17 protein-coding genes are annotated in these 25,236 nt (G+C 72.2%); 14 read left to right on the top strand and 3 right to left on the bottom strand.

Annotated features, from left to right (window positions below; genetic code table 11):
- Window positions 1-45 precede the first annotated feature (45 nt).
- The gene (locus tag ABEB07_RS00555) at window positions 46-1,275 is read right to left on the bottom strand and encodes a S8 family peptidase (RefSeq protein ID WP_345666519.1); all 1,230 of its coding nucleotides are present in this window, start codon (window positions 1,273-1,275) and stop codon (window positions 46-48) included.
- Between the two features lie 514 nt (window positions 1,276-1,789).
- On the opposite strand from ABEB07_RS00555, the gene ABEB07_RS00550 reads away from it, so the two are divergent.
- Together ABEB07_RS00550 and ABEB07_RS00545 are read left to right on the top strand one after the other, a co-directional pair.
- Window positions 1,790-4,513: a helix-turn-helix transcriptional regulator gene (locus ABEB07_RS00550; protein ID WP_345666518.1), complete on the top strand. Its 2,724-nt coding sequence runs from the start codon at window positions 1,790-1,792 to the stop codon at window positions 4,511-4,513.
- A 151-nt stretch (window positions 4,514-4,664) separates the two neighbouring features.
- Window positions 4,665-5,501 carry a hypothetical protein gene (locus ABEB07_RS00545; protein ID WP_176147271.1) on the top strand — a complete coding sequence of 279 codons (837 nt, stop codon included), beginning with the start codon at window positions 4,665-4,667 and terminating at the stop codon, window positions 5,499-5,501.
- Window positions 5,502-5,540: 39 nt separating this feature from the next.
- Here ABEB07_RS00545 and ABEB07_RS00540 read toward each other — a convergent pair whose 3' ends face one another.
- Complete coding sequence (locus ABEB07_RS00540; RefSeq protein WP_345666517.1) at window positions 5,541-7,871, bottom strand: SpoIIE family protein phosphatase; 2,331 nt, start codon at window positions 7,869-7,871, stop codon at window positions 5,541-5,543.
- A 138-nt stretch (window positions 7,872-8,009) separates the two neighbouring features.
- Between ABEB07_RS00540 and ABEB07_RS00535 the strand changes: the two genes are divergently transcribed.
- The 11 genes from ABEB07_RS00535 (at window position 8,010) to ABEB07_RS00485 (ending at window position 21,143) form a co-directional block, all read left to right on the top strand.
- Window positions 8,010-9,209, top strand: coding sequence for an acyl-CoA dehydrogenase family protein (locus ABEB07_RS00535; RefSeq protein ID WP_345666516.1), 1,200 nt, complete (start codon window positions 8,010-8,012; stop codon window positions 9,207-9,209).
- Window positions 9,210-9,276: 67 nt separating this feature from the next.
- On the top strand, window positions 9,277-10,548 hold the full coding sequence (locus ABEB07_RS00530; protein WP_345666515.1) for a CaiB/BaiF CoA transferase family protein: 1,272 nt from the start codon (window positions 9,277-9,279) through the stop codon (window positions 10,546-10,548).
- Window positions 10,549-11,016: 468 nt separating this feature from the next.
- Complete coding sequence (locus ABEB07_RS00525; protein ID WP_164588777.1) at window positions 11,017-12,600, top strand: MBL fold metallo-hydrolase; 1,584 nt, start codon at window positions 11,017-11,019, stop codon at window positions 12,598-12,600.
- Window positions 12,588-13,910 (top strand): aminotransferase-like domain-containing protein, encoded by a 1,323-nt coding sequence (locus ABEB07_RS00520; RefSeq protein ID WP_345666514.1) that lies wholly within the window; start codon window positions 12,588-12,590, stop codon window positions 13,908-13,910. The genes ABEB07_RS00525 and ABEB07_RS00520 overlap by 13 nt, the downstream gene beginning before the upstream one ends.
- 112 nt (window positions 13,911-14,022) lie before the next feature.
- Window positions 14,023-15,174 (top strand): 3,5-dihydroxyphenylacetyl-CoA synthase DpgA, encoded by a 1,152-nt coding sequence (dpgA, locus tag ABEB07_RS00515; protein WP_164588779.1) that lies wholly within the window; start codon window positions 14,023-14,025, stop codon window positions 15,172-15,174.
- Between the two features lie 23 nt (window positions 15,175-15,197).
- Complete coding sequence (gene dpgB / locus ABEB07_RS00510; protein WP_176147277.1) at window positions 15,198-15,896, top strand: enoyl-CoA-hydratase DpgB; 699 nt, start codon at window positions 15,198-15,200, stop codon at window positions 15,894-15,896.
- Complete coding sequence (gene dpgC / locus ABEB07_RS00505) at window positions 15,893-17,242, top strand: (3,5-dihydroxyphenyl)acetyl-CoA 1,2-dioxygenase DpgC (RefSeq protein WP_345666513.1); 1,350 nt, start codon at window positions 15,893-15,895, stop codon at window positions 17,240-17,242. Before dpgB ends, dpgC begins: the two co-directional genes overlap by 4 nt.
- On the top strand, window positions 17,239-18,045 hold the full coding sequence (gene dpgD, locus ABEB07_RS00500) for an enoyl-CoA-hydratase DpgD (RefSeq protein ID WP_345666512.1): 807 nt from the start codon (window positions 17,239-17,241) through the stop codon (window positions 18,043-18,045). The genes dpgC and dpgD overlap by 4 nt, the downstream gene beginning before the upstream one ends.
- Before the next feature lie 266 nt (window positions 18,046-18,311).
- On the top strand, window positions 18,312-19,115 hold the full coding sequence (locus ABEB07_RS00495) for an alpha/beta fold hydrolase (protein WP_164588782.1): 804 nt from the start codon (window positions 18,312-18,314) through the stop codon (window positions 19,113-19,115).
- A 148-nt stretch (window positions 19,116-19,263) separates the two neighbouring features.
- A complete protein-coding gene (locus tag ABEB07_RS00490) occupies window positions 19,264-20,196 on the top strand; it encodes a VOC family protein (RefSeq protein ID WP_345666511.1) in 933 nt (310 codons plus the stop codon).
- A gap of 341 nt (window positions 20,197-20,537) precedes the next feature.
- Window positions 20,538-21,143, top strand: coding sequence for a class I SAM-dependent methyltransferase (locus ABEB07_RS00485; RefSeq protein ID WP_176147280.1), 606 nt, complete (start codon window positions 20,538-20,540; stop codon window positions 21,141-21,143).
- A 36-nt stretch (window positions 21,144-21,179) separates the two neighbouring features.
- Here the strand turns inward: ABEB07_RS00485 and ABEB07_RS00480 are convergent, their stop codons facing one another.
- Window positions 21,180-22,097, bottom strand: a complete 918-nt coding sequence (locus ABEB07_RS00480) for a transcriptional regulator (RefSeq protein ID WP_345666510.1) — start codon at window positions 22,095-22,097, stop codon at window positions 21,180-21,182.
- Between the two features lie 895 nt (window positions 22,098-22,992).
- Here ABEB07_RS00480 and ABEB07_RS00475 point away from each other — a divergent pair.
- On the top strand, window positions 22,993-25,236 hold a 2,244-nt coding region (locus ABEB07_RS00475), incomplete at its 3' end, for a condensation domain-containing protein (RefSeq protein WP_345666509.1).

The following is a 25,236-nucleotide window of genomic DNA, read 5'->3' as shown; positions in this document are numbered from 1 at the left end:
GGGCCGGTCGGCCCCGGGACCTGGGGTGCGGTCCTCTGCCGAGGCTCAGTGAGCGATGTACAGCAGCCTGTTGGGCGATCCCTGCGCGTCGCCGACGGCGTTGGCGGTGGCGTTGTCGAGGAGCGCCTTCTGCACTTGCGCCGGGGTCGCGGTGGGGTTCGCGGAGAGGTAGAGGGCGGCGGCCCCGGTCACATGGGGCGCCGCCATGGAGGTACCGGTCATGGTCGTGGTGGCGGTGTCGCTGCCGGGAGCGGCGGACACGATGTCGGTGCCGGGCGCGAACAGGTCGGTGCAGGTGCCGTAGTTGGAGTCGAAGCGCCGCTGGTCGCCGCTGGTGGCGTTGTTCACCACGAGGGCTTCCTTGACGTCGCCGGGCGAGTTGCGGCACGCGTCGCTCTGCGCGTTGCCGGAGGAGACCACCCAGGTGACGCCCTTGGCGATGGAGTTCTTGATCGCCTGGTCCTCGGCCGGCACGACGGAGCCGGGCCCGCTGTTGATGCTCATGTTGACCACGGCCCGCCGGCCGGGGTCCTTGGCGGCCTGCTCGGTGATCCAGTTCGCCGCCTTGATGATGTCGGAGTCGGCGGCGCTGTCCTGGCAGTTCAGCACCCGCACCGACACGATCCGGGCCTTCTTGGCGATGCCGTAGTCCTTGCCCGCCACGGTGCCCGCCACATGTGTGCCGTGGCTCATGCAGGTCTGGTTGTACGCGTCGCTGGCGAAGTTGGCGCCGATCGACGCGCGGCCCTCGAACTGGGTGTGACCGATCCTGATGCCGCTGTCCACGATGTACGCGGTGACGTCGGAGGCGGTGTTGGGGTAGGTGTAGCTCCGGTCGAGGGTCTTCCCGCGCTGGTCGACGCGGTCCAGGCCCCAGGAAGGGGGGTTGGTCTGGGTGCCGGAGCCGTGGGAGTACCCGTCCTGCTGGACGTAGGCGACACGGGGATCGGCGGCCGTGCGGCGGGCGTCCTCGGCGCTCATCGACGCCGCGTATCCCTTGAGGGCGGTGCCGTAGGTGAAGCGCACCTGGCCGCCGTGCCGGCGCGCCAGTTCCGCGGCACGCTCGCCGACCGCGGACCTGGTCAGGCCGGTGTCCTTGAGGACGACGATGTAGCGGTCCGGGACGGGGTGGGCGGCGGCGACGACCCGGCCGGCCGTGGGGGCGGGCGCGGCGGGCGCGGCGGGCGTGGTGGCGACGGCGTGCGACGCGGCCAGCAGGCTGCCGATGGCCGCGGTCGCGGCGCCGACGGCTATGCAGGACGTCCTGGTGCGCATGATGGCTCCGTAGCTTCGGGGGTGTGGGCGTGCGGGCCCGGCGGGGAGCGGGGACGCGTGCGGTACGCCGGAGATGGCCTCACGCTTGGCCGGAACCCTAGGACGGCGGCGGACGGGTGTTCCATCAGGACCCCGGTTTTACGGATACGCGAGAAACGGAGGATGGGGAGCGGCGCGGGGCGGGCGGGCCCCGGCGACTTCGCGATGTGACGTGCCGTCGGGTGGGCGAGGGACCCGCGCGGGACGCTGCCGCCGTCCTGGGCGGTGCCGGGGTACGGGCACATGCCGCCGCGTCAGGTTTCCTGCGTATCCGTAGCGCTCAGGTCCCGGAGGCGGGAGGGCTACGGACCCGTGGGCGGGCGGGAAGGCGCGCCGGTGCGGCCCGCGCTGCCGGGACAGAAACTTATGTGATCAACATATGGACGGAGTCATTCCTGTTCGTCTAGGGTCCTCACTCCGGACCGGCTCCCAGGCCCCCGGCCGATCGGGCCGATCGAAAGCGATGGTCGACGACATGACGGCTGCACCATGCTCCCCCTGGCTCGCCCCCTTGCGTCTGGCACTCGCGGGAAACGGCTCGGTCCTCGTGTTCGTCGAAGGCGCGGCCGGCCTGGGCAAGAGCCGCCTCCTGGCCGAACTGGGCGGCCTGCCGGAGGCCGTCGGCACCCCTCGGGTCCTGTGGCGCTGCGGCGCGGCGGAAGACCGTCCGGACCCGGCGGGCGGGCCCGCCCTGCTCATGGTGGACGACGCGCACCGGGCGAGCCCGGAGGAGAAGCAGTGGCTGCGCCGCCTCCTGGAAGAGCCGCGGGACGGGCTCGCGGCCGTCGTGGCCTATCGGCCCGAGGAGTTGGCCACCGCCGGTCTGCCCCTGGGCGCGCCGACCGTCGCCTACCCTCCCGGCCTCGCGGTCTTCCGGCACCGTCTGCGTGCCTGGGACGTGGAGCGGGTGCGCCGTGCCGCCGCGGACATCCTGGGCGAGCGGGCGACGGACGAGGCCGTCGCCCGGCTGCACACGTGTTCCGGCGGGGTGCCGCAGGTGGTGGCCGACCTGCTCGCCGCTCTCCGCGCGGGCCCGGGTCCCCGGTGCACGGCCGCCGACGTGGACGCGGCCGGGGTGCCCGTCCGGCTGGCCGAACTGGTGCTGAGCCGCGCCGACGCGCTCGCGGCCGCGCACCGGCCCGTCGTCTGGGCGGCCGCGGTGCTGGGCGAACCGGCCGGCCGGGACGAGCTGCTCGCCGTGTCGGGGCTGGACCCCGCCCACGGCCGGGACGCGTTGCTGGCGGCCCTGGCCGGCGCCGTGCTGACGGAGGTGGGGGAGGGGCGTTACGGGTTCGCCGTACGGCTCGCCGCCCCGGCCGTGCGCGAGCGGGTGCCCGGACCGGTCCGCCAGGAACTGCACGAGCGGGCCGCGCGGGTGCTCGCCCGCCGTCAGCCGGTGCCGTGGGCGGAGGTGGCCCGGCACCGCAAGGCCGCCGGCCGGAGCAGGAGTTGGCTGCGGGCGGTGGAGAAGGCCGCCCGGGCCGCGGCGGAGGCGGGCCGTCACCAGGAGGCGATCGGCCTCCTGGAACGGACGCTCGCGGTGCCGGAGGTCTCGCCCGCGGACCGTGCCCGGCTGGCGCCGCTGCTGGCCCGCAGCGCCGTCCTCGGACTCCGGTCCGACCAGACGGTGAACGTGCTCACCCAGGTCGTCCAGGACCCCGCCCTGCCGGCAGAGGTCCGGGGCGAACTGCGGCTGGACCTGGGCCTGATGCTGTGCAACCAGGTCGGCGATCTCGTCGCCGGGGCACGGGAACTGGAAGTGGCCGTAGGAGAGTTGGGCGAGGTGCGGCCCACGCTCGCCGCCCGGGCGATGGTGGCGCTGGCCATGCCGGAGTGGCCGACCGGGACGCTGGCGGGACATCTGGAGTGGCTGCACAAGGCCGCCGCACTCGCACGCGAGAGCGGGAACGACGTCGCGCGGGCCGCCGTCGCCGCCAACCACGCGTCGCTGGCCGTCGCCTGCGGCGACCCGCGGGCGCGGCAGCTGGTGGCGGCACTGCCCGTCGACAGTCCGCAGGCCGGATGCAGGGAGCACGCCGCTCGCGGGCTGTGCAACGCCGCCGACGCCGCCCTCTGGCGGGGGTCCTACCCGTGGGGGGAGGAACTGCTGGCCGCGGGCCTCGACCTCGCGGCCCGTATCGGCGCCCCGTACACCGAGCAGACGGCACAGGGCACACGTGTGCTGCTGGACTGGTGGACCGGGCGGTGGGCCGGTCTGGCCGAGCGGTGCGAGCGGTTCGTCGCGACGGCGGCCGACATGCCCGTACTGGCGGCGGACGGACACATGGTGCGGGGCATGCTGGCCTTCGCCCAGGGGAACTGGGCGGAGGCGGTGCGCTGGCTGACCGCCCTGGGGGCGCCCTCGCCCGAGCGCACCCGCCTGCCGCTGGCCGCGGCCACGGCGGGCACCCTGATCCGCCTCGCCCTGGTCCGCGACGACCTGCCGGCCGCGGCGGACCAGGCGCGGGCGGCCTGGTCGGCCGTGGCGAACAAGGGCATCTGGTCCTGGGCGGCGGAACTGGCGCCCTGGGCGGTCGAGGCGCTGGCCCGGGCGGGAGACACCGCGGCCGCCCGGCGGATGGTCACCGAGTTCGCCGAGGGTCTGGAAGGACACGAGGCGTCGGCCGCCCAGGCCGCCGTCACATGGAGCCGGGCCGCTCTGGAGGAGTGCGAGGGCCGTCGGCAGGAGGCGGCCAGAACGTACCGGAAGGCCGCGGCCGCCTACCGCACGCTGCCCCGCCCGTACGCCTGGGCCATGACGACCGAGGGAGCGGCGCGCTGCTCCCTCGCCCACGCGGGAGAACCCTCCGCCCCGGCCGGCGGACCGCCTGCGGACACCGCGGCCGGGGCCGCCGAGGACGGCAGGGGCCGGGCCCAGGCCATCGCGTCGTTGCGGCACTGCGTCGACGCGTACACCGAACTCGGCGCGGTCTACGACGCCGCCCGGGCCCGCGCCCTGCTGCGGGCGCACGAACCCGCGGAGGTCCGCCGGCCGGGCCGGCCCGCACTCCACGACCAGCTCTCCCCGCGCGAGCGCGAGGTGGCGGAACTCGCGGCCCGCGGCATGATGAACCGCGAGATCGCGGTGGTGCTGCACCTGTCCCCCCGCACGGTGGAACAGCACGTCGCCCGCGCCATCCGGAAGACGGGAGCCCTCTCCCGCCGCGACCTCTTCCGCACGTCCCCCGACCCGCGGTAGCGAACTGCCCGCAGGCCGCCCGCAGGAGCGAGGTGTGCGAAGGGGGCGTCCGGCTGGAGTAGTGCCGGTGGCCGGTACGGGGTAGGTCGCGGAGGCTGCTGGACGGGCACCGGATGCCGTGTCGGTCCCCTCGTCCCGGAAGCAGGCGCCCATGGTTTCCAGCCACCCCAGCGGCGACGGGGACGAGGAGGGGGCGGTCCGGTCGGCCGACCGGAAGGGCGGCCCCGGGCACACGGTCCTGCTGGCGCTGGTCCTCGCGGTCCCGGTGACGAAGGTCGCGTACACCGTCGGCGGCGGCAGCGCGGCGCGTGACGTGTTCGTGGGCATGGAGCCCGCGAACTGGCCGGACGTGCTGATCGGCATGGTGCTCACCGATCCGCTCCTGGCCGCCGTGCTGGCCGTCGTCGTCTCCCGTCTCGTGTTCGTCCTGTTCGCCGCGCGCGGCGCGGTCCCGGTGGGCGGCGGCGTCCTGCGGGCCCTCCAGCGGGGCGCGCTGACCGTGGTGAACCCGCTCGCGATGGGCGTGATCGACGCGTGCTTCTTCGGCCCCTGGTGGGGGCTGGGCACCGGGCTCGCCGCGTACGCGCTGCGCAAGGGGGTCGTGGTGGAGTACCGCACCGGCCGACGGCGCACGCACGGACACCGCGGGCGGGGGACGACAGCCGGATCGGGCCACGACGGCGGCTACCGGCCATCGCGGCGGCTGCGCCGGGCGGCGGCCCTCGAACAGTGGGTGGCCCTGGCCCTGACCACCGTCGCCCTCCCGGCCCTGGCGTTCGTCTCGGCGCTGGACGGGCAGGCGTGGACCTCGATCGTCCGCTGCCAGGTCACCGACGGCAGACGGTCCCAGAGTGACCGCCTGATCGAGCTGGGCCGCAAGGGGAACGGCGTCGTGGGGTGGAATCTGGACACGCGGGAGATCGCGAACGGCCAGGGGTGCACGGGCGAGGAGAGCCTGTACGTGCGTGAGCCGTGGTGGCGCGGCTGACCCGGGGTGCCACGGCACCGGTTCAGGTGTGCCGCGCGGTCACCGGTTCAGGTGTGCCGCGACGTCCGCGGCCGGCGGCGGCAGGGGCTGTTCGGCCCACAGGGTCTTGCCGTGCCGGGTGTAGCGGCTGCCCCAGCGGGTGGTGAGCTGGGCGACCAGGTACAGGCCGCGGCCTCCCTCGTCGGTCAGCCGGGCCCGCCGCATACGGGGCTGGGTCGCGCTCGGGTCGGACACCTCGCAGGTCAGGCACTCCGCGAGGATCAACCGCACCTGCAACGGGCCGCCCGCGTAGCGGATGGCGTTGGTGACCAGTTCGCTCAGCACCAGTTCCGTGGTGAAGACCAGGTCGTCCAGGCCCCACTCCCGCAGCCGGCCGCTCGCCAGCTCCCGCACCTTCGCGACCGCCGCCGGGTCGGCCTCCAGAGACCAGACCGCCGTGTCCGCCTCCGGGATGCACCGGGTGCGGGCGAGCAGCAGCGTGACGTCGTCGGCCAGCTCGTGCGCCGGCAGATCGCCCACGATCGCGTCGACGGCCGCCCGCAGCGGCCGGTCCGCGGCGCGGGCCCCGGCCAGCCGCCGGGCCAGCTCGGCCATCCCGCGGTCCAGCTCGCCGCCGACCTCTTCGAGCAGACCGTTGCTGAAGAGCGCCAGGACGCTGCCGGAGCCCAGATCCGTCTCGGCGACCTCGAAGGGCAGGCCGCCGACGCCGAGCGGCGGCCCGGGGCTCACCGGAACGTAGGTGACACGGCCCTCCGGGTCGATCACCGCGGGCGGCGGATGCCCGGCGGAGGCGACCGCGCAGCGGCCGGACACCGCGTCGTAGACGGCGTACACGCAGGTGCCGCCGATCGTCACCGGCCGCCACTCGGCGTCCTCCGGCTCGCCGTCCTCGACGACCAGCTGGGCCACCAGGTCGTCGAGGTGGACGAGCAGTTCCTCCGGGTCCAGATCCAGGTCGGCGAGGGTGCGGACGGCGGTGCGCAGCCGGCCCATGGTGGCGCTGGCGCCCAGCCCGTGCCCGACGACGTCGCCGGCGACCAGCGCGACCCGGGCCGAGGAGAGCGGGATGACGTCGAACCAGTCGCCGCCGACCCCGGTCGACGGGTCCCTGGGCAGGTAGACCCCGGCCGTGGACACCACGGCACCCGCGGTCTCCGACGGGGGCAGCAGGCTGCGCTGCAGGCCCACCGCCGCGCGGTGTTCGCGGGTGTAGCTGCGGGCGTTGTCCAGGACGAGGGAGGCACGGCCGGCGATCTCGCGCAGCAGGTCGAGGTCGGCGGGCTCGAAGGCGCCCCGACCCGGCTCGCGCCGTACGGTGAGGTAGCCGAGCAGGATGCCCCGGGCGCGCAGCGAGGCGGTCAGCTCCAGCGGGTCACCGCTCGCCTCCCCGCTCTCCCCTCGGTCGGCGAGAGCGGCGCCGCTCACGGTCAGGCCCGCGCTGGTGACCGCGGTACGGCGCAGCAGCAACCGCCCGTCCTGCTCCGTGGCGGGCTCCCCGCCCGAGAACACGGCCTCCGCGATCTCGACCACCGCGGTGTCGGCCAGATGGGGGACCAGGACCGAGGCCAGGGCCTCGCCCGCGCCCGTGACGGACAGCAGACCGCCGACGGCGGCCGTGGCGCGGTGCAGGAGTTCGAGACGGGCGCGGGAGCGGTGCAGCTCGGTGACGTCGGTGAACAGGAGGGTCAGCCCGACGACCCGGCCGTCCAGCGCCTGGAGGCCGAACGCCGCGAGGTCCATCACCGCCCCGCCCTGCGGGTCGTCCAGCGTCCGCGTCAGCACCCCTCCCCGCACCAGCGGTCTGCCGGTGTCGAGGATCCCGGCCAAGAGCCGTTCGATCTCCGCGGCGTCCTCGGGCATCAGGAAGTCCCCCAGGCGCCGGCCGGTGAGGTCGGGCGGCACACCGGTGTACGGCAGCAGGGAGGTGTTCGTGCGCACGATGCGCAGCCGGTCGTCGAAGACGGCGAGCCCCACCCGGTCCTGGAGCAGCAGCCCACGGGTGATGGCCTGGTCCTGGCGCCAGTGCGCGACCTCGGAGGCGGGCGCGCCGAGGACGAGGTACCGGGCCGCGCCCTCGGCCGCCTCCGTCCCGGCGTGGCACACCGGCAGCACCCGGTAGACGATCTTCCGGGCGCGGCCCGAGCGGTCGCGCAGCACGGTCTCGCCGGACCAGGGCACGCCGCGGTCCCGCGGCACGGCGGGCCGGCCGTCCGGGTCGTGCAGCAGATCCCACACGGGCCGGCCGCACACCTCCTCGGCACGGTAGGCCAGCAACCGCTCGGCCGCCGCCGTCCACGCGACGACGACGCCCAGCCCGTCCAGGGCGATGCCGGCCATGCTCTCGGCGTAGGGAAACAGATGGCGCTCCATACCTCCACCTCGGAGATCTCCAGTCCCTCCCATCGTCTGCCGAATCCCGCCACCGCGCACCGGCAGAGTCACCGGCGCGGATCGCGGGAACTCCGGACGGGTGCACCGTACGGCCTCACCGCTCAGGGAAGGACGAACATGTCCACGCAGCACAAGAAGGTCGACCCGTCCGCCGTCGAAGGCGACTTCTTCCGCGTCAAGGACATCCTCTCCGCGCAGGAGCGGCAGACGCTGGAGAGGATCCGCTCCTTCCTCGCGGAGAAGGTGGAGCCGCGCGCCACAGAGCTGTGGGCCCGGGCCGAGTCACCGCTCGATCTGGTGGACGCGATCCGCGACCTGGGCATCACCGGCATCCCCGGCGACGCCCCCGGCACCACCGCCCGCAGCCCGCTGCTCAGCGGCCTGATCAGCATGGAGATGTCCCGCGTCGATCCCTCGTTCGCCACCTTCTTCGGCGTCCACAACGGTCTGGGCATGGGCTCCATCCGCGAGTGCGGCTCCGCCGAGCAGCGGGAGCGGTGGCTGCCGCAGATGGTCCAGTGGCGCAAGATCGGCGCGTTCGGCCTGACCGAACCGCTGGTCGGATCGGGCACGGCCGGCGGACTGCTGACCACCGCCCGCCGCGACGGCGACCACTGGGTGCTCAACGGCGAGAAGAAGTGGATCGGCAACGCCACGTTCGCCGACCTGGTGGTGATCTGGGCGCGCGACGCGGCGGACGGGCAGGTCAAGGGCTTCGTGGTGGAGAAGGGCACCGCCGGCTTCACCGCCGACAAGCTGGAGGGCAAGATCTCGCTGCGGGGCGTGCAGAACGCCCACATCATCCTGGACGGCGTACGCGTCCCCGAGGACAACCGCCTCCAGCGGGCCGACTCCTTCCGTGACACCGCACGCGTCCTCAAAGTCACCCGCGGCGGCGTGGCCTGGCAGGCCATCGGCTGCTCGATCGGCGCCTACGAGGCCGCCCGCGCCTACGCGGTGGAGCGCGAGCAGTTCGGCAAGCCGATCGCGAGCTTCCAGCTCATCCAGGACCTGCTGTCGCGCATGCTCGGCAACATCACCGCCTCGCAGGCCATGGCGGTGCGGATGGCCCAGTTGCACGCCGAGGACACGCTGAGCGACGCCCAGGCGGCCATGGCCAAGATGTTCTGCACCACCAGGATGCGGGAGACCGTCGCATGGGCCCGTGAGGTCTTCGGCGGCAACGGCATCCTGCTGGAGTACAAGGCCGCGCGATTCTTCGCCGACGCCGAGGCCCTCTACTCCTACGAGGGAACCCGCGACATGAACTCCCTCATCGTCGGCCGCGCCGCCACCGGCATCAGCGCCTTCGTCTGAGCCCCGGCACCGCGCCACCGCGCCCGCCCCGCGTTCCGTACAGCGCCGCACAGGGATGAGACCACTCATGACCGAACCCACCACGCCCACGCCCGGCACCGGAACCGGTGCCACGCCCGGCACCGCCGCCGCCACGTCCGGCGCCCGCCCCCTGGAAGGGCTGCGCGTCATCGATCTGGCGAGCGTCATCATGGGCCCGTACGCCTGCCAGATCCTCGGCGACCTCGGCGCCGACGTCATCAAGATCGAGTCGCCGACCGGTGACGTGATGCGCCACGTGCACAAGCGGGACGCCGACACCATCGGAGCGCTGGCGCTGAACATCAACCGCAACAAGCGCGGCGTCCGGCTGGACCTGAAGCGCCCCGAGGGCAGGCGGGCCGCCCTCGACCTCATCGCCACGGCCGACGCGCTGATCACCAACATGCGTCCGCGCGCCCTGCGCAAGCTGGGCCTCACCTACGAGGACCTCGCCGCGGACAACCCGCGCCTGGTGTACTGCAACGCCCAGGGCTTCCGCTCCGACTCCCCGGCCGCCGACTACGCCGCCTACGACGAGGTCATCCAGGCGTCCTCCGGCATGGTCGACCTGATGCGGCGCGTCACCGGCAAGCCGTACTACATCCCCACGACCATGGCGGACAAGGTGTGCGGTCTGACCATCGCCTACGCCGTGCTCGCCGCCCTGCTGGGACGCGAGCGCACCGGCGGCGGACAGCACGTCGAGGTGCCGATGGCGGACACGATGTTCGCCTTCACCCTCGTCGAGCACATCGGCGGCCAGGCCTACGAACCGCCCGCCGGGCCGGTCGGCTTCCCCCGCTCCCTGGAACCCGGGCACGCCGCCTTCCGGACCAAGGACGGCTACGCCTGCATCCTGCCGTACAACTACCGTGACGCCGAAGCCTTCTTCGCCTTCGTCGGCCATCCCGAGGAGATCGAGGGTTTCACCCCGGAGAACTTCCAGTCAAAGATCGGCGAGCTGTACGAACTGCTCGCCCCGCACACCGACGGGCACACCACCGCCGAGTGGGAGGCGTTCTGCTCCCAGCACTCCATTCCGTTCGCCCCGGTCATGAACCTGGACCACGCGGGCGAACACCCCTACTGGTCCGGCGGACACATGCTCGACGTCCAGCAGCACCCGCACGTCGGCGCCTACCGGGTGATCGGCGAGCCGGTCCGCTTCTCGGACTCCTCCTTCGCGGTACGCCGGCCCTGCCCCGAACTCGGCGAGGACACCGAATCCGTGCTGACGGAGATCGGTTACACCCCCGAGCAGGTGAACGCCGCGACCCAGGACACCGACGACGACGGCCGGGACCGGAAAGGCAGGTGACCTCTCCCCGCGACGCCCGCCGCATTCCCGGCCGGAATACCGCGACATGCGCGATGCCGAAAAACGCGGCGGTGCGCAGCCGGTGGAGCAATGGGGAGTGAAGAGGATTGAAGGGGAGTGAAAGGGAATGAAGACGAGCGAAGGGCAGTAATTGCGGAGAGGGGAATGAGGGGAGCACATCACCCTAGCACTGCTCCCGGTGTGTTCAACTGCCGCAACGGCCCGGTTGGACACGGGAATTGACGCGGAAGGCCATGGCGGAATGGTCACGGGAGAGGTCGGGCGACGGCATGCCCGGTCGTTCAACTGCGGCACCGAAGCAGTTGAACGAAACACCGCGGGAACTGTGGGACGTTGATGGACCGCGCCGGCCCGCATAGCTTGAGTACGCGTTCTTCGCGTGACCGAAGCGGCGGGCGCCGCGCCCGCACCCTCTCCCGTTCGGTTATTCCAAGAGATGGGAATTTCATGGCTGACCAGCAGCTGTTCCTGCGTTCGAAGGTCATCGTCGAGCCACTGATCGACAGATTCTTCGCGTGGCCGTACACGACGGCGCCGGTGCAGTCCGCGATGAACCTCGCGTTCCTCCAGGTACCGCTGCTGGAGTCCTACCTTCAGTCGCCCCAGGTGCACGTGGCGGCCAGCAACAACCCCGACCTGCGCGGCGGCTACTTCATCAACGTCCCCGAGGAGCGCGCCGACGAACTCCGCGACCTGCTCGCCGAGATCAAGCGGGAACGCGCGCACATCCTGCGCTTCGCCGACGCGATCGTCGCCGGACAGGAACTGCTGCGCGCCAACGCCACCGGCTTCGACCTCACCCCGCTGTACCCGAAGCTGCCGGAGGAACTCGCCGGCCTGATCGAGCTCGCCTACGACACCGACAACCAGGCGCAGATGCGGTTCCTGGAGCCGGTCGTCTACAAGAGCGACATCTACCAGGAGTCGCGCCAGTCGGTGCAGCTGTCCTTCGAGACCGGCATCGAGCGCCCCTTCGTCCTCAGCACCCCGCGACTGACCTCCCCGGACGTCCTGGAACTCGACATCCCCTTCCGCCACGAGGGCCTGGCGGAGCTGTTCAAGACCCGGGTGCGGCCCACCACGCTCGGCCACCTGCGGGAGGCCCTCGGCCTCGACGACGCCCAGGCCGGACAGCTGTCGCACATGCTCACCGACGAGCCGGCCCTCTCCGAGGACCGCCACATCGAGTCCGGCGGCCGCATCCGCTACTTCGGCCACGCCTGTCTGGTGCTCCAGACCCCGCAGGCGGCCATCGTCACCGACCCCTTCATCAGCGCCGACAGCACCGCCGGCGACCGCTACACCCTGGATGACCTGCCCGACTTCATCGACCTCGTGCTCATCACCCACGGGCACCAGGACCACATCGTGCTGGAGACCCTGCTGCAACTGCGCGGCCGGGTCGGGGCGATCGTGGTGCCGCGCTCCTCGCGCGGCAACCTCGCCGACCCGAACATGGCGCTGATGCTCAAGAGCCAGGGCTTCCCCGTCATCGAGGTCGACGACTTCGACGAGGTCGAGTTCCCCGGCGGCAAGGTCACCGCCACACCGTTCCTCGGCGAGCACTGCGACCTCGACATCCGCGCGAAGTCCACGTACTGGGTGCGACTGGCCGGCAAGAACGTCTTCGCCGGCGCGGACTCCTCCGGCATCGCCCCCGCCCTGTACCGCTACATCAAGCAGGAACTGGGCACCGCCGACTACGCCTTCCTCGGCATGGAGTGCGACGGCGCCCCCCTCACCTGGCTCTACCAGGCGCTGCTCACCATCCCGATCACCAAGAAGATGAGCAACTCGCGCAAGCTGTCCGGCTCCAACGCCGAGCAGGCCGGCGCGATCATGACCGAGCTGGGCGCCAAGGAGGCGTACGTGTACGCCATGGGCGAGGAGCCCTGGCTCGGCCACGTCATGGCGACGACGTACACCCCCGACACTTACCAGATCAAGCAGATCGAGGAGTTCCTGACCTGGTGCGCGGACCGCGGCATCAAGGCCGGCCACCTCTACGGCCAGCAGGAATGGCGTTGGTAGACATGGCGCCCGCCACCCTGCGGAAAGCGGAGCTGCACGCCAGCGTCGGCGACCCGGTGCTCGACACCATGAACTTCCTGAACGAGATCACCCACCGCTACCCCCGGGCGGTCTCGTTCGCACCGGGCCGGCCGTACGACGGCTTCTTCGACGTCGAGGACATCTTCCGGCACGTCCGCCGCTACCTGGACCACCTGGCGGAGCGCGGCGCCACACCGGCCGAGATCCGCGACACGCTGTTCCAGTACGGGCCCACCGGCGGACAGATCCGCGAACTCATCGCCGCGTCGCTGCGCGAGGACGAGGACACCGACGTGCGGCCCGGGGCCGTGGTGGTGACCGTGGGCTGTCAGGAAGCCATCTTCCTCACCCTGCGCGCGCTGCTGGCGGGCCCGCAGGACGCCCTGCTGGTCTCCAGCCCCTGCTACGTGGGCATCACCGGGGCCGCCCGGCTGCTCGGCGTCGAGCCGACCGCCGTGCCGGAGGGCCGGGACGGCTTCCGCTGCGCCGACCTGGAGGCCGCACTCGCCGCCGAGAAGGCGCGCGGCCGCCGGCCCCGCGCCTTCTACGTGGTGCCCGACCACTCCAACCCGTCGGGCGCCACGATGTCGACGGCGGAGCGGCACGCCCTGCTCGACCTGGCGGACCGCGAGGACTTCCTCGTCCTGGAGGACAGCCCCTACCGGCTGGTGAGCCCCGGCCGCCGGCTGCCCACCCTGAAGTCCCTGGACCGCGACCGGCGGGTCGTCCACCTCGGCTCCTACTCCAAGACCCTGTTCCCCGGCGCCCGCGTCGGGTTCGCCGTCGCCGACCAGATCGTCGTGGCCGAGGACGGCCGCCAGGGCCTGCTGGCCGACGAACTCGTCAAGATCAAGAGCATGGTCACGGTGAACACCTCACCGCTGAGCCAGGCAGCGGTGGCGGGCATGCTGCTCGCCGCCGACGGACGCGCCTCGGAGTGGAACACCGAGACCGCGGCGTACTACGGCGAGGCGATGCGGGCCACCCTGAAGCGGCTCGACGAATGCTTCCCGCAACCCGGGCGCGAGGCACTCGGCGTCCGCTGGAACGAGCCGGCCGGAGGGTTCTTCCTCACCCTGGACGTCCCCTTCCCCGCCGACAACGCCGCCCTGGCGCGCTCGGCGGAGGACCACGGAGTGATCTGGACGCCCATGTCCTACTTCTACCCCCAGGGCGGCGGCGAGCACAGCATCCGCCTGTCCGTCAGCTACCTGACGCAGGCCGACATCACCGAAGGCATCGCCCGCCTCGCCCGGTTCATCACGGCGGAGGCGGCCCGGTCCCGCTGACCCGCCGCGACTCCTTCCCTTCCCGTCCCGCCACACACAGAAAGCGAACCCGCGTGTCCACAGCACGACGTCTCATCCGCAGCAAGCCACGAATGTGGGGGTGGACCTTCCGATGACCGCCAGCGCGCGACCGCACGGCACCGCTCTCCTCGACGCCTCGCCCACCGCACCGGCCAAGGGCTTCGGCGTCCCCCGGATCATGAGTGTCGGCACCGCCGTCACCGAGCACTCCTACTCCCAGCGCGAGGTCCTCGACCTCTTCGGCATCACCGACCCCAAGGTCCGCTCCGTCTTCCTCAACAGCGCCATCGAACGCCGCCACCTCGTGCTCCCGCCGAGGGACGCCGACGGCGCCGTCCTCGCCGAGCCCCAGGGCGAACTCCTCGCCAAGCACAAGCGCAACGCCCTCGACATGGGCGCCCGAGCCGTACGCGCCTGCCTGGACGACGCCGGACTCGACCTCGCCGACGTCGACTACCTCTGCTGCACCACCACCACCGGCTTCCTCACCCCCGGCCTCAGCGCCCACCTCATCAAGGAGATGGGCCTGCTGCCCCGCACCAGCCGCGTCGACGTCGTCGGCATGGGCTGCAACGCCGGCCTCAACGCCCTCAACGCCACCGCCGGCTGGGTCACGGCCAACCCCGGCAAGGTCGCCGTGATGCTGTGCGCCGAAGCCTGCTCCGCCGCCTACGTCATCGACGGCAGCATGCGCACCGCCGTCGTCAACAGCCTGTTCGGGGACGGCGCCGCGGCCGTCGCGCTCACCACCGACCCACCCGACGCCGCCTACGGCCCGCCCGGCCCCCCGCCGGTGCACGACGGACCACGCATCCTCGCCTTCGCGAGCCACCTGATCACCGACGCCATCGACGCGATGCGCTACGACTGGGACGACGACCAGGGCAAGTTCAGCTTCTACCTCGACCCGCTCGTCCCCTACGTCGTCGGCGCCAACGCCGAACAGGTCGTCGACCGGCTGCTCACCGGCGCCGGCCTGCGCCGCAGCGACATCGCCCACTGGCTCGTCCACTCCGGCGGCAAGAAGGTGATCGACGCCGTACGCGTCAACCTCGGGCTCACCCGCCACGACGTACGGCACACCACCGGCGTACTGCGGGACTACGGCAACCTGTCCAGCGGCTCCTTCCTGTTCTCCTACGAGCGCCTGCTCCAGGAGGAAGCCGCCCACGCCGGTGACTACGGCGTCCTCATGACGATGGGTCCCGGCTCGACCATCGAGACCGCACTGGTGCAGTGGTGACCACGGAACAGGTGAGAGAAGCGATGAACAGCACACCGACGGACACGGCCCACCCCGCGTCCGAGGAGATCCCCCTGCGGATCGACGGACAACAGCCCCTGTCGGCCCAGACGGTGGCGGCCGTCGCCGCGGTCTGCGACGCCGCCGAGGATCTCGACGGACGGGCCAGCGTCGTCGTACGGGTCTCCGGAGTCCCCCGCGGACCGTGGCCCGGCGACCTGACCGTGTCCCTGGTGAGCAAATGGGAACGCGTCCTGCGCCGCCTGGAACGGCTCCCCGCCCCCACCGTCGCCGTCGCCGACGGCGACTGCGGCGGCCCCGCCCTGGACGTCCTGCTGGCCACCGACCACCGCATCGCCACCGGCTCCATGCGCCTGGTGCTCCCGCTCGAAGGCGGCGCGACCTGGCCCGGCATGGCCCTGTACCGGCTGGCCGGACACGGCGCGAACGCGGCGCCCATCCGCCGCGCGGTCCTCTACGGCACCCCGGTCGAGGCGACCGACGCCCTGGCCCTGCACCTGATCGACCAGCTCACGGACGACGTACCCGACGCCCTCCGGCTCGCCGCCGAACGTGCCGCGGCCGTCTCCGGCACCGAACTCGCCATCCGGCGCCAACTCCTGCACGACGCCGCCGCCACCAGCTTCGAGGAAGCGCTGGGCGTCCACCTCGCCGCCTGCGACCGGGCCCTGCGCCGCGCCACGACGGGAGCGCGCGCATGAGCGCCGACGACGAACCCACCGCCCCGCACCCGGACGACGTCCGCACCCCCCTGCCCCAGGCCAGGGAAACCCTCAAGCAGGCCGCACGACGGCACGCGCACCTGCTGGCCGCCCTGCCCCCGCACGGCGAGCGCACCGTACGGCAACAGGCCGACGCCGAAACGGCCGCCTACACCGTACGCACCCTGCGCGCCACGTTCATGGACACCCACACCGACGCCGTCTACGACGAACTCACCGACCGGCTCACCCGCCCACTGCGCGTCGACGAACTCGCCGGAGCCGCGGCGACCGCCTTCCCCGGCCTCGTCCCCACCGGCGAACAACTCGCCGCGGAACGCGCCAGGCCACAGGCCCGCAAAGAGGGCCACGAGATCGACCAGGGCATCTTCTTCAGCAGAGTGCTGCGCTCGCCCCGGGCCGGCGCCCACCTGCTCGACACGATGCTCCTGCCGACACCGCGCGCCACCGCACTGCTGCCCGAGTTCACCCGCACGGGCAGCGTCGACCTCGGATCCGTCCGCCTCGAACGCGCCGGCGCGGTGGCCCGCCTCACCATGTGCCGCGACGACGCCCTCAACGCCGAGGACAACACCCAGGTCGACGACATGGAGACCGCCGTCGACCTCGCCCTGCTCGACCCGGCCGTCGAGGTCGGACTCCTGCGCGGCGGCGAGATGACCCACCCCCGGTACCGGGGACGACGGGTGTTCAGCGCCGGCATCAACCTCAAGGCACTGCACAGCGGAGACATCTCCCTGGTCGACTTCCTGCTCCGCCGCGAACTGGGCTACATCCACAAACTGCTGCGCGGCGTCCGCACCGACCGGCCCGGCTGGCGGCCACGGACCACCGACAAACCCTGGGTCGCCGTCGTCGACTCCTTCGCGATCGGCGGCGGCGCCCAACTGCTGCTCGTCTTCGACCACGTCATCGCCGCCGCGGACGCCTACGTCAGCCTCCCCGCCGCACAGGAGGGCATCGTCCCGGGCGCCGCCAACTTCCGGCTGACCCGCTCCGCGGGCCCCCGCCTGGCGCGGCAGGTGATCCTCGAAGGACGGCGGATCTTCGCCACCGAACCCGAGGCCCGCTTCCTGATCGACGAGGTGCACGACCGGACCGACCTGGACCTCGCCGTGGAGCGCAGCGTGGAACGCCTGCGCGGCAGCGCCGTCCTCGCCAACCGGCGGATGCTCAACCTGGCCGAGGAGTCACCGGACGACTTCCGCCGCTACATGGCGGAGTTCGCCCTGCAGCAGGCCATCCGCCTCTACAGCTCCGACGTCATCGACAAGGTCGGCCGCTTCAGCGGCGCCCCCGCACCGGAACCCGGACGCACACCGTGATCGGCGGCGGCGACAGCGGCATACGGTACGAGAAGGACGGCCAGGTCGCCCGCATCACCCTCGACCGGCCCGACGTGCTCAACGCCATGAACCGGCGCATGCACCAGGAACTGGCCCTGGTCTGGGACGACGTCGAGGCCGACGACGACATCCGGGTGGCGGTGCTCACCGGCGCCGGCGAACGCTCCTTCACCGTCGGACAGGACCTGCGCGAACGCGCCCGGCTCGACCAGGAGGGCACCGCCCCGACCAGCTTCGGCAGCCGCGGCCAGCCCGGCTCGCCCCGGCTGACCGACCGGTTCGACCTGTCCAAACCGGTGCTCGCCCGCGTCAACGGCTACGCCCTGGGCGGCGGATTCGAACTCGTCCTCGCCTGCGACCTCGTCGTCGCCGCCGACCACGCGGTGTTCGCACTGCCGGAGGCCACCCTCGGACTGATCCCCGGCGCCGGCGGCGCCTTCCGCCTCGCCCGGCAGATGCCCCTGAAGACCGCGATGGGATACCTGCTCACCGGACGCCGCATGAGCGCCGCCGACGCACTGCGCCACGGCCTCGTCAACGAGGTCGTCCCCCTGGAGGACCTGGACGACGCCGTGGACGCCTGGACCGACGCCCTGCGACGCAGCGCCCCGCTCTCCGTACGGGCCCTCAAGGAAGCGGTGCTGCGGTCAGTGGACATGCCGCTGGAAGAGGCCTTCACGGCGACCTACGCCTGGGAGGAGAAACGACGGCGCAGCCAGGACGCCGTCGAGGGCCCACGCGCCTTCGCCGAGAAACGCGCCCCCGTCTGGCGCGGCGCCTGACGGGGGCGGCCGGTGCGGTGTCCAACCGCGCGCACGTGGCGGTTGAACACCCCACCGGCCCCCGGCCGTGAAACCCCGGCAACGCTTGATCGCCACCGAGGTGCGATGCGATCGTAAGCCGTGACGGAGCCCGAGCGGCTCCATCGAGCGCGACACCCGGCCCACGCGCCGGGACCGACGGGGGCCGGCGGTGGGGCGGCCACCCGCGACTCTCCGCGACGACCCGACGGAGAGGGCCAGTTGCCCCCAACGAGGACGGGCTCGACATGCCATTCGTGAACACCAACGGTGTCCGGCTCTCCTACCAGAGGTCGGGCAGCGGCACGCCCGTCCTGCTGATCATGGGATCCTCCGCGTCGGGCCGCGTCTGGACGATGCACCAGACACCAGCGCTCAACCGCGCCGGCTACGAGACCATCACCTTCGACAACCGGGGCATCGCCCCCTCGGACGCCCCCGACGGCGACTACACCCTCACCGACCTGGTCGCCGACACCCGCGGCCTCATCCAGCAACTCGGCCTCGGCCCCTGCCACCTCGTGGGAACCTCGCTCGGCGCGATGATCGCCCAGGAACTCGCCCTCGCCTCCCCCGAACTGGTCCGCTCGGCACTCCTGTTGGCGACCCGGGCCCGCTCGGACGCCTTCCGGCGCGCCCAGAGCGCCGCCGACCGCGTGCTGCGCGACAGCGGCGTACGACTGCCGCCCGGCTACAGCGCGGCGAAGACGGTCATGGAGATGTTCTCCCCGGCGACCCTCAACAACGACACCGCCGTCACCACCATGCTGGAACTCTTCGAACTCACCGGCGGCGGCGACTCCGTGCCGGGACAGGCCGGGGCCGCCGACAGCCTCGGCGACCGGCGCGCCGCACTGCGCGGCGTCACCGTGCCCTGCCGGGCCGTCGCCTTCAGCGACGACCTCATCTGCCCGCCCCACCTGGTCGCCGAGGTGGCCGACGCCATCCCCGACTGCGACCTCGTCGAGATCGCCGACTGCGGCCACCTCGGCTACCTGGAACGCCCCGACGAGATCAACTCGGCCCTGGTCGAGTTCCTCGGCAAGTACTGACCACCCGGCGGCGTCCGCGACACGCGGTCACGCGAGAGCCGGCACGGAACCCGTCGGCGCGAGCCCGATCCCGTGCCCCCTCCTGCCGCCGCGCGCACGCAGTCGCGCACCACGGCCACCGGACCACCTCGCGCAGGAAGGAACACCCATGGCAGGGCACGACATCGCGTATGTCGAGGTGTACGCCAAGGACAAGCAGCGGACCGCCCAGTACCTCGTCTCGGCCATGGGATTCGCCTGCCTGGCGGACTCCGTCGGCTCCGACCGCAGCTCCCTGCTGCTGCGCCGGGCGACGACCCACCTCGTCGTCACCTCCGGACCCGCCACCTGGAAGTTCCTGGACGCGCACGGCGACGGCGTCGCCGACATCGCCCTGCTCTGCACCGACGTCGACGCCACGGCGGAGGAGGCGCTGCGCGCGGGCGCCCGGGAAGTCGGCTCCGTACGGGGCAACCCGATCCTCACCGGCGCCGGCGGCGTGACGCACACCCTGCTGCCCGCCGAGCGCACCCCGGGGGACTGGCCGGCCGGCCACCGCTGGGCGGCACTGCCGCAGCACCCCGCCCCCACGGGACACGTACGGCGGCTCGGAGGCGTCGCGATCGACATCGGGGCGACGGACCTGGAGGAGGCCGTCCGCCTCTACCGGGACGGCTTCGGACTGGCCCACCGCCGGTCGCGCGCCAGCGGGCCGCACCCGCACCGCACCGCGGACCTGGGCGGACTCCAGGGCGGCCCGACGCTCACCCTCCTGTCCGCGGGGCCCGCGACCGGCTTCGGCCCCACGGCCGCCCCGCACCCGTCGCCCGCCGACCGCGCCGTGCAGCGGCTCTCCTTCGAGGTGGACGACATCGCCCGCACCACCCGCGAACTCCTCGACTCCGGAGCCGAGTTCGACACTCCGGTCCTGTGGGAGGAGCCCGGCGGACACCGCGGGCGGCTGTCCCTCGTGGGCCGCTCGCCCCACCTCGGCGCGACCCTCCTCCTCGAACTCGTCCAGCACGGCGACCCCGCAGACCTCGGGGCCGGCCTCCGCGACCTGTACCAGGCGGTGGACCGCCGCCGGCTCGCCGCCCGATGAACCGTGGCCGCACGCCCGCCCGCCGCGGTGCGCACGCCCGCGGCGTCCGGCACCGCCGCGCGGCGGGCTCAGCCCGGAGGCGTACGCCCAGGGGATGACACCCCCAGAGGCGTACGCCTTCCGGAGGCGACGACCGGGGAACGTGCCCTCCGCAGAGGACACCGGCTTGTCACCGGGGAGGACGCGGCACGGCGGGCGAGGGCCTAGCCTCATACCGTCAGCGTGCCGTCCGCCCGACAACGGCGACGGCGCGGCCGTCCACCCGGAAGGACCGATGCGCAGTGGTAGACCACGGAGGGCCGGGGCGCGGGAGCGCCGGCGGACCGCCGACCGAGGCGCCCGTGAGCCGCACGGCGGGCGGCCCCCGCGGTCCCGTCGTCGTGTTTCCGGGACTCCGGTTCTCCCGGCAGCCCCGAGCCGCCCACCCGGTCGTCCAGGACCGGCCGCACCGGCCGGTGCCGCACCCGGAGGCCGCGGGACTGGACCAGCTGGTCTCGCCCGGAGCCGTCTGTCTCGACGTGGGAGCCGGCTGCACGCGGTGCACCGAGGCGCTGCGGAACCTCGCCGGCCCGGACGGGCAGGTGCACCGTCTGGCGCCGGGCCGTCCGGGCCGCGCCCGCCGGGCGGACACCGTGGACGACCTCTGCCGACGCGAGAACCTGGACCGGGTCGACTTCATGCGGGTCCAGTTCGGCGGAGACGAACGCGACGTGCTGCTCGGGGCGTTCACCACCCTGCTGCGCGATCAGCCCACCCTGCTGCTGCGGTGGGGGCGCAGACGCCCGGACCGGCTGCGGACGGCCGAGACCGTCCGCAGCCTCACCGTGTCCCTGTCGTACACGATGCACGGATGGCAGGAGGGGAACTGGCGGCCGGTGACGGACTCCGTACGCGGCTGGGGCGGCTTCCTGTTCAGACCCCAGCCGCTGCCCCGCCGATTACCGTGACGGCGGCCGCCCGTTCCCGGTGGGCGGCGGGGGAGATCACCCGCTGGCGAGGAGACCGGCCTGCAGCCGCTCGTCCAGCTCCTTCGCGAAGCCGAGCCACGTCTTGGCGTACTCCCGGGCCAGACTCGCCACCGTCTCCCGGGAATCGGCGGACAGGGCGGTGCTCAGCGCGGGCCACTCCTGGGTGGCGATGGCGTGCTGCTGGAGCAGACGCAACAGACGTCGGCCTTCCTCCCGGTGCCGCAGCGACGGGTCGCGCGCCAGCTTGTCGATCACGACCGCCGGCTCCTGCACCACCAGACGTATCCTGCGGTGCGGCTTGCGCCCGGCCGGCTGGGGGCGCGCGGCGGGCCGATCGGCGACCGGGCCCTTGTCCGTCCGGCTCCTGGCGCCGGAGCGCGCCGGCGCGGGGGGCTCGCCGGAAGCGAGCCGTCTGCGGACGTCGCTGACGGTCGCCGGTGAGACGCAGGCGAGCCGCGCCAGTTCGCGCAGCGAGGCGTCCGGGCGCTCGGCCAGCAGCTCGGCGACACGGTGCCGGGCCTCCGAGCTGTCCAGCGGACGGACCTTGCCGTCCTGGCCGACGCGCGCGTTGAGCTGGGGAGTCTCGTCCATCCGACGGCGGATGGCGGCGACGGCCTTGGCGCCCAGCCCCGCCGCCTTGGCTATCGCACGGTCGGACATGTGGGGGAGGGACGCGATGATCCTGGCGGCCGCGGCCTTGCGTTCGGCGGGCGAGAGCGGGAGTCCGTGGACCGAGTTGGCCTGCACGGCCCGGAGATACGCCTCTTCGGGGGTTCCGTCGAAGAATTCGACCTCGATCGTCTTCCGCCCGTTGGAGAGCGCCGCCAGATAGCGGTGCATTCCGTCGATGACCTGCATCGTCCGCCGGTCGACCAGCACGGCGGGCAGGGGCCCCTCGATTTCGGCGAGCCGGGCGATGTGCTGGGCGTTCACGCCTTCGGAGCGCGGGGAGTCGCCCGGCAGCAGTGAGGCGGTGGGGACGGTGGTGATCTGGCTTCTGGAAGTCTTGGTGCAGTGTTCCGGTGAAGGAGTGACCCTTTCACTTCCGGATTGCATCAAGATAACCCCCAATTTAATCAGTATCTCGGATCTGCTGTGCGTGGGTCGTGCCGTGCATAGGGCCGGGTCGTGCCACGTAGTTCTACGAGTACTTGAAGCAGCGGGGTGAGTCGGGCCGGTATCCGTACGGACGTCAACGGCCACTGGGCGACCATCACGCGACCGTACGGCGATTGCCAGACGCTCTCCTGGCTCCACCCTACATTCACATCTCCACCGCGGCAGGTGAGTTTTTCCGGAACCGGCGGCTCCGATTCCCTGTCCTCACCTGGGGTGAGCACGGCCGCTGCCTGCGGAGAAGCCGAGGGGGCGAGCGACTCGAAACGGGTGTTTCCGGTGCTAAGCAGAAGATCCAGCTATGTCCGGCGCACGTCCCCTGAAAAAGCGGGAAACTCCTGACAAGGACGCTCGCCGGCCGGAGGGCAATGCCCCCGGGAGGCCGGCCGTCCCTGTTCAAGTGCGGTTGGGACACAGTTGAACGGCCGGCGGTTTTGATCGCCGGGATTGATCAGGCATGCGGCCTGGCTCATAGTGAACTGGCTCGGCCAAGGCTGCCCGTGGACGCGTCTCGTAAGGGATGACCTGATGACCGACACTCCCGGCGAGAATTCGTAAAAATCGAAACAACTACTGCACCCGACGAAACCGACAGTTGACTGACGAGCCGCCGCCGTCGCGGAGGCCGCGAAGGCGTGCCCCTCGGGATGCGACACCTTCGAACCGGGAGCAAGCTCCCCGCCGCGGTTATGCGTAAACAGGAGGAATCCCGATGATCCCGTTGTCGTACGCGCAGCGCCGGCTGTGGTTCCTGACGCAGTTGGAGGGGCCGAGCGCGACGTACAACATCCCGATGGCCCTGCGGTTGTCGGGTGCGCTGAACCGGGACGCGCTGGAAGACGCGCTGCGGGACGTGGTGGAACGCCATGAGGTGCTGCGGACGGTGATCGCGGTGGCCGACGGGGAGCCGCACCAGCGGATCCTGCCGGTCGAGGAGACGGGCTTCGCCCTGACCGTCGCCGAGGTGAGCGCGGCGGACCTGGACGGCGCGGTGGCGGAGGCGGCACGCCACGTCTTCCCGCTGGACTCGGAGATCCCGCTGCGGGCCCGGCTGTTCGCCGTAGGCCCGGATGAGCACGTGCTGATGCTGGTGGTGCATCACATCGCGGGTGACGGCTGGTCGATGGGACCGCTGGCCCGGGACCTCTCCCTGGCGTACGCGGCGCGGTGTGCGGGCCGAGAGCCGGCGTGGGCGGAGCTGCCGGTGCAGTACGCGGACTATGTGCTGTGGCAGCAGGAGGTGTTCGGGTCGGAGGACGATCCGGAGAGTGTGCTGTCGCGGCAGGTGGGGTTCTGGCGTGAGGCGCTGGCGGACGCTCCGGAGGAACTGGCGCTGCCCTACGACCGGACGCGTCCGGCGGTGGCCTCGCACGAGGGTCATGCGGTGGCGCTGGAGCTGTCGGCGGATGTGCATGCGCGGTTGCGTGAGGTGGCGCGTGAGCGTGGCGTGACGGTGTTCATGGTGTTGCAGGCGGCGCTGGCGGTGACGTTGTCGCGGGTGGGTGCGGGGACGGACATCCCGATCGGTTCGGCGGTCGCGGGCCGGACCGACGAGGCGCTGGACGATCTGGTCGGGTTCTTCGTGAACACGCTGGTGATGCGGACGGATCTGTCGGGTGATCCGACGTTCGGGCAGGTGCTGGAGCGGGTCCGGGAGACGAGTCTCGCCGCGTTCGCGCACCAGGACGTGCCCTTCGAGCGGCTGGTGGAGGAGCTGGCGCCGGTGCGTTCCCTGGCGCGGCACCCGCTGTTCCAGGTCATGCTGACCCTCCAGAACAACGCCCAGGCCAGCGTCGACCTGCCGGGACTGCGGGTCGAAGGGATGGTCACCCAGCAGCTGACGGGCGCTCGGAATACCAAGTTCGACCTGGACGTCATGGCGACCGAGGTCTTCGACGCGGACGGCGCCCCGGCCGGCCTGACCGGCCGCATCGTTGTGTCCGCTGACGTGTTCGAGGCGGGGGCGGCTGGTCGGTTCGCGGAGTGGCTGACGCGGGTGGTCGAGGTGGCGGTGGGCGACCCGGGCGTTCGGGTGCGTGGAATCGACGTGGTGGGTTCGGTGGAGCGGTCGTTGGTGTTGGAGGGGTGGAACGGTGTGGGTGTGGGTGTGGGTGTGGTGGGTGGGTTGGTTCCGGAGCGGATTGCGGAGTGGGCGGTGGTGGATCCGGGTGCGGTGGCGGTGGTGTGTGAGGGGGTGGAGTTGTCGTATGGGGAGTTGGATGTGTGGGCGAATCGGTTTGCGTGGTTGTTGAGGGGTCGGGGTGTGGGTGTGGAGTCGGTGGTGGGTTTGTGTTTGCCGCGGGGTGTGGAGATGGTGGCTGCGGTGGTGGGTGTGTGGCGTGCGGGTGGGGCGTATGTGCCGTTGGATCCGGAGTATCCGGTGGAGCGGTTGGAGTTCATGGTGGGGGACAGTGGGGTTGGGGTTGTGGTGGGTCGGGGTGGTCGGTTGGGGGAGTTGTCGGTGGCGGGGGTGGGTGTGGTGGATTTGGGTGATGGTGGTGTGGTGGAGGAGTTGGCTGGTTTGTCGGGGGGTGTGGGTCCTGGGGTGGGGGTGTTGCCGGGGTCTGCGGCGTATGTGGTGTATACGTCGGGTTCGACGGGGCGGCCGAAGGGTGTGGTGGCGACGCATGGGGGGTTGCGGAATTTGGTGGGTGCGTTGGGTCCGGTGATGGGGGTGGGTCCGGGGGTTGGGGTGTTGCAGTTCGCGTCGTTCAGTTTTGATGCGTCGGTGTTGGATGTGGCGGTGACGTTGGCGTCGGGTGGGACGTTGGTGGTGGCGTCGGGGGCGGAGCGGGCGGATGTGTCGTTGTTGGCGGGGTTGGTTCGGGGGCGTGGTGTGGTGTCGGCGAGTGTGGTGCCGTCGTTGTTGGGGGTGTTGGATCCGGGTGAGTTGGGTGGTTTGTCGACGGTTGTGGTGGGTGCGGAGCCGATTGGTGTGGCGCAGGCGGGTGTGTGG

Origin of the sequence: Streptomyces similanensis, from assembly GCF_039543625.1 — a bacterium.
In the GTDB taxonomy this organism is placed as follows: domain Bacteria; phylum Actinomycetota; class Actinomycetes; order Streptomycetales; family Streptomycetaceae; genus Streptomyces; species Streptomyces similanensis.
The sequence above is the reverse complement of the archived record's forward strand: the minus strand, read 5'-3'. Positions and strand labels throughout refer to the sequence as shown.

Excerpts from the sequence above, each read along its gene's own strand:
- ABEB07_RS00555 (WP_345666519.1), bottom strand. The coding sequence starts at position 1,275 with ATGCGCACCAGGACGTCCTGCATAGCCGTCGGCGCCGCGACCGCGGCC.
- ABEB07_RS00550 (WP_345666518.1), top strand. The coding sequence starts at position 1,790 with ATGACGGCTGCACCATGCTCCCCCTGGCTCGCCCCCTTGCGTCTGGCA.
- ABEB07_RS00545 (WP_176147271.1), top strand. The coding sequence starts at position 4,665 with ATGGTTTCCAGCCACCCCAGCGGCGACGGGGACGAGGAGGGGGCGGTC.
- ABEB07_RS00540 (WP_345666517.1), bottom strand. The coding sequence starts at position 7,871 with ATGGAGCGCCATCTGTTTCCCTACGCCGAGAGCATGGCCGGCATCGCC.
- ABEB07_RS00535 (WP_345666516.1), top strand. The coding sequence starts at position 8,010 with ATGTCCACGCAGCACAAGAAGGTCGACCCGTCCGCCGTCGAAGGCGAC.
- ABEB07_RS00530 (WP_345666515.1), top strand. The coding sequence starts at position 9,277 with ATGACCGAACCCACCACGCCCACGCCCGGCACCGGAACCGGTGCCACG.
- ABEB07_RS00525 (WP_164588777.1), top strand. The coding sequence starts at position 11,017 with ATGGCTGACCAGCAGCTGTTCCTGCGTTCGAAGGTCATCGTCGAGCCA.
- ABEB07_RS00520 (WP_345666514.1), top strand. The coding sequence starts at position 12,588 with ATGGCGTTGGTAGACATGGCGCCCGCCACCCTGCGGAAAGCGGAGCTG.
- dpgA (WP_164588779.1), top strand. The coding sequence starts at position 14,023 with ATGACCGCCAGCGCGCGACCGCACGGCACCGCTCTCCTCGACGCCTCG.
- dpgB (WP_176147277.1), top strand. The coding sequence starts at position 15,198 with ATGAACAGCACACCGACGGACACGGCCCACCCCGCGTCCGAGGAGATC.
- dpgC (WP_345666513.1), top strand. The coding sequence starts at position 15,893 with ATGAGCGCCGACGACGAACCCACCGCCCCGCACCCGGACGACGTCCGC.
- ABEB07_RS00495 (WP_164588782.1), top strand. The coding sequence starts at position 18,312 with ATGCCATTCGTGAACACCAACGGTGTCCGGCTCTCCTACCAGAGGTCG.
- ABEB07_RS00490 (WP_345666511.1), top strand. The coding sequence starts at position 19,264 with ATGGCAGGGCACGACATCGCGTATGTCGAGGTGTACGCCAAGGACAAG.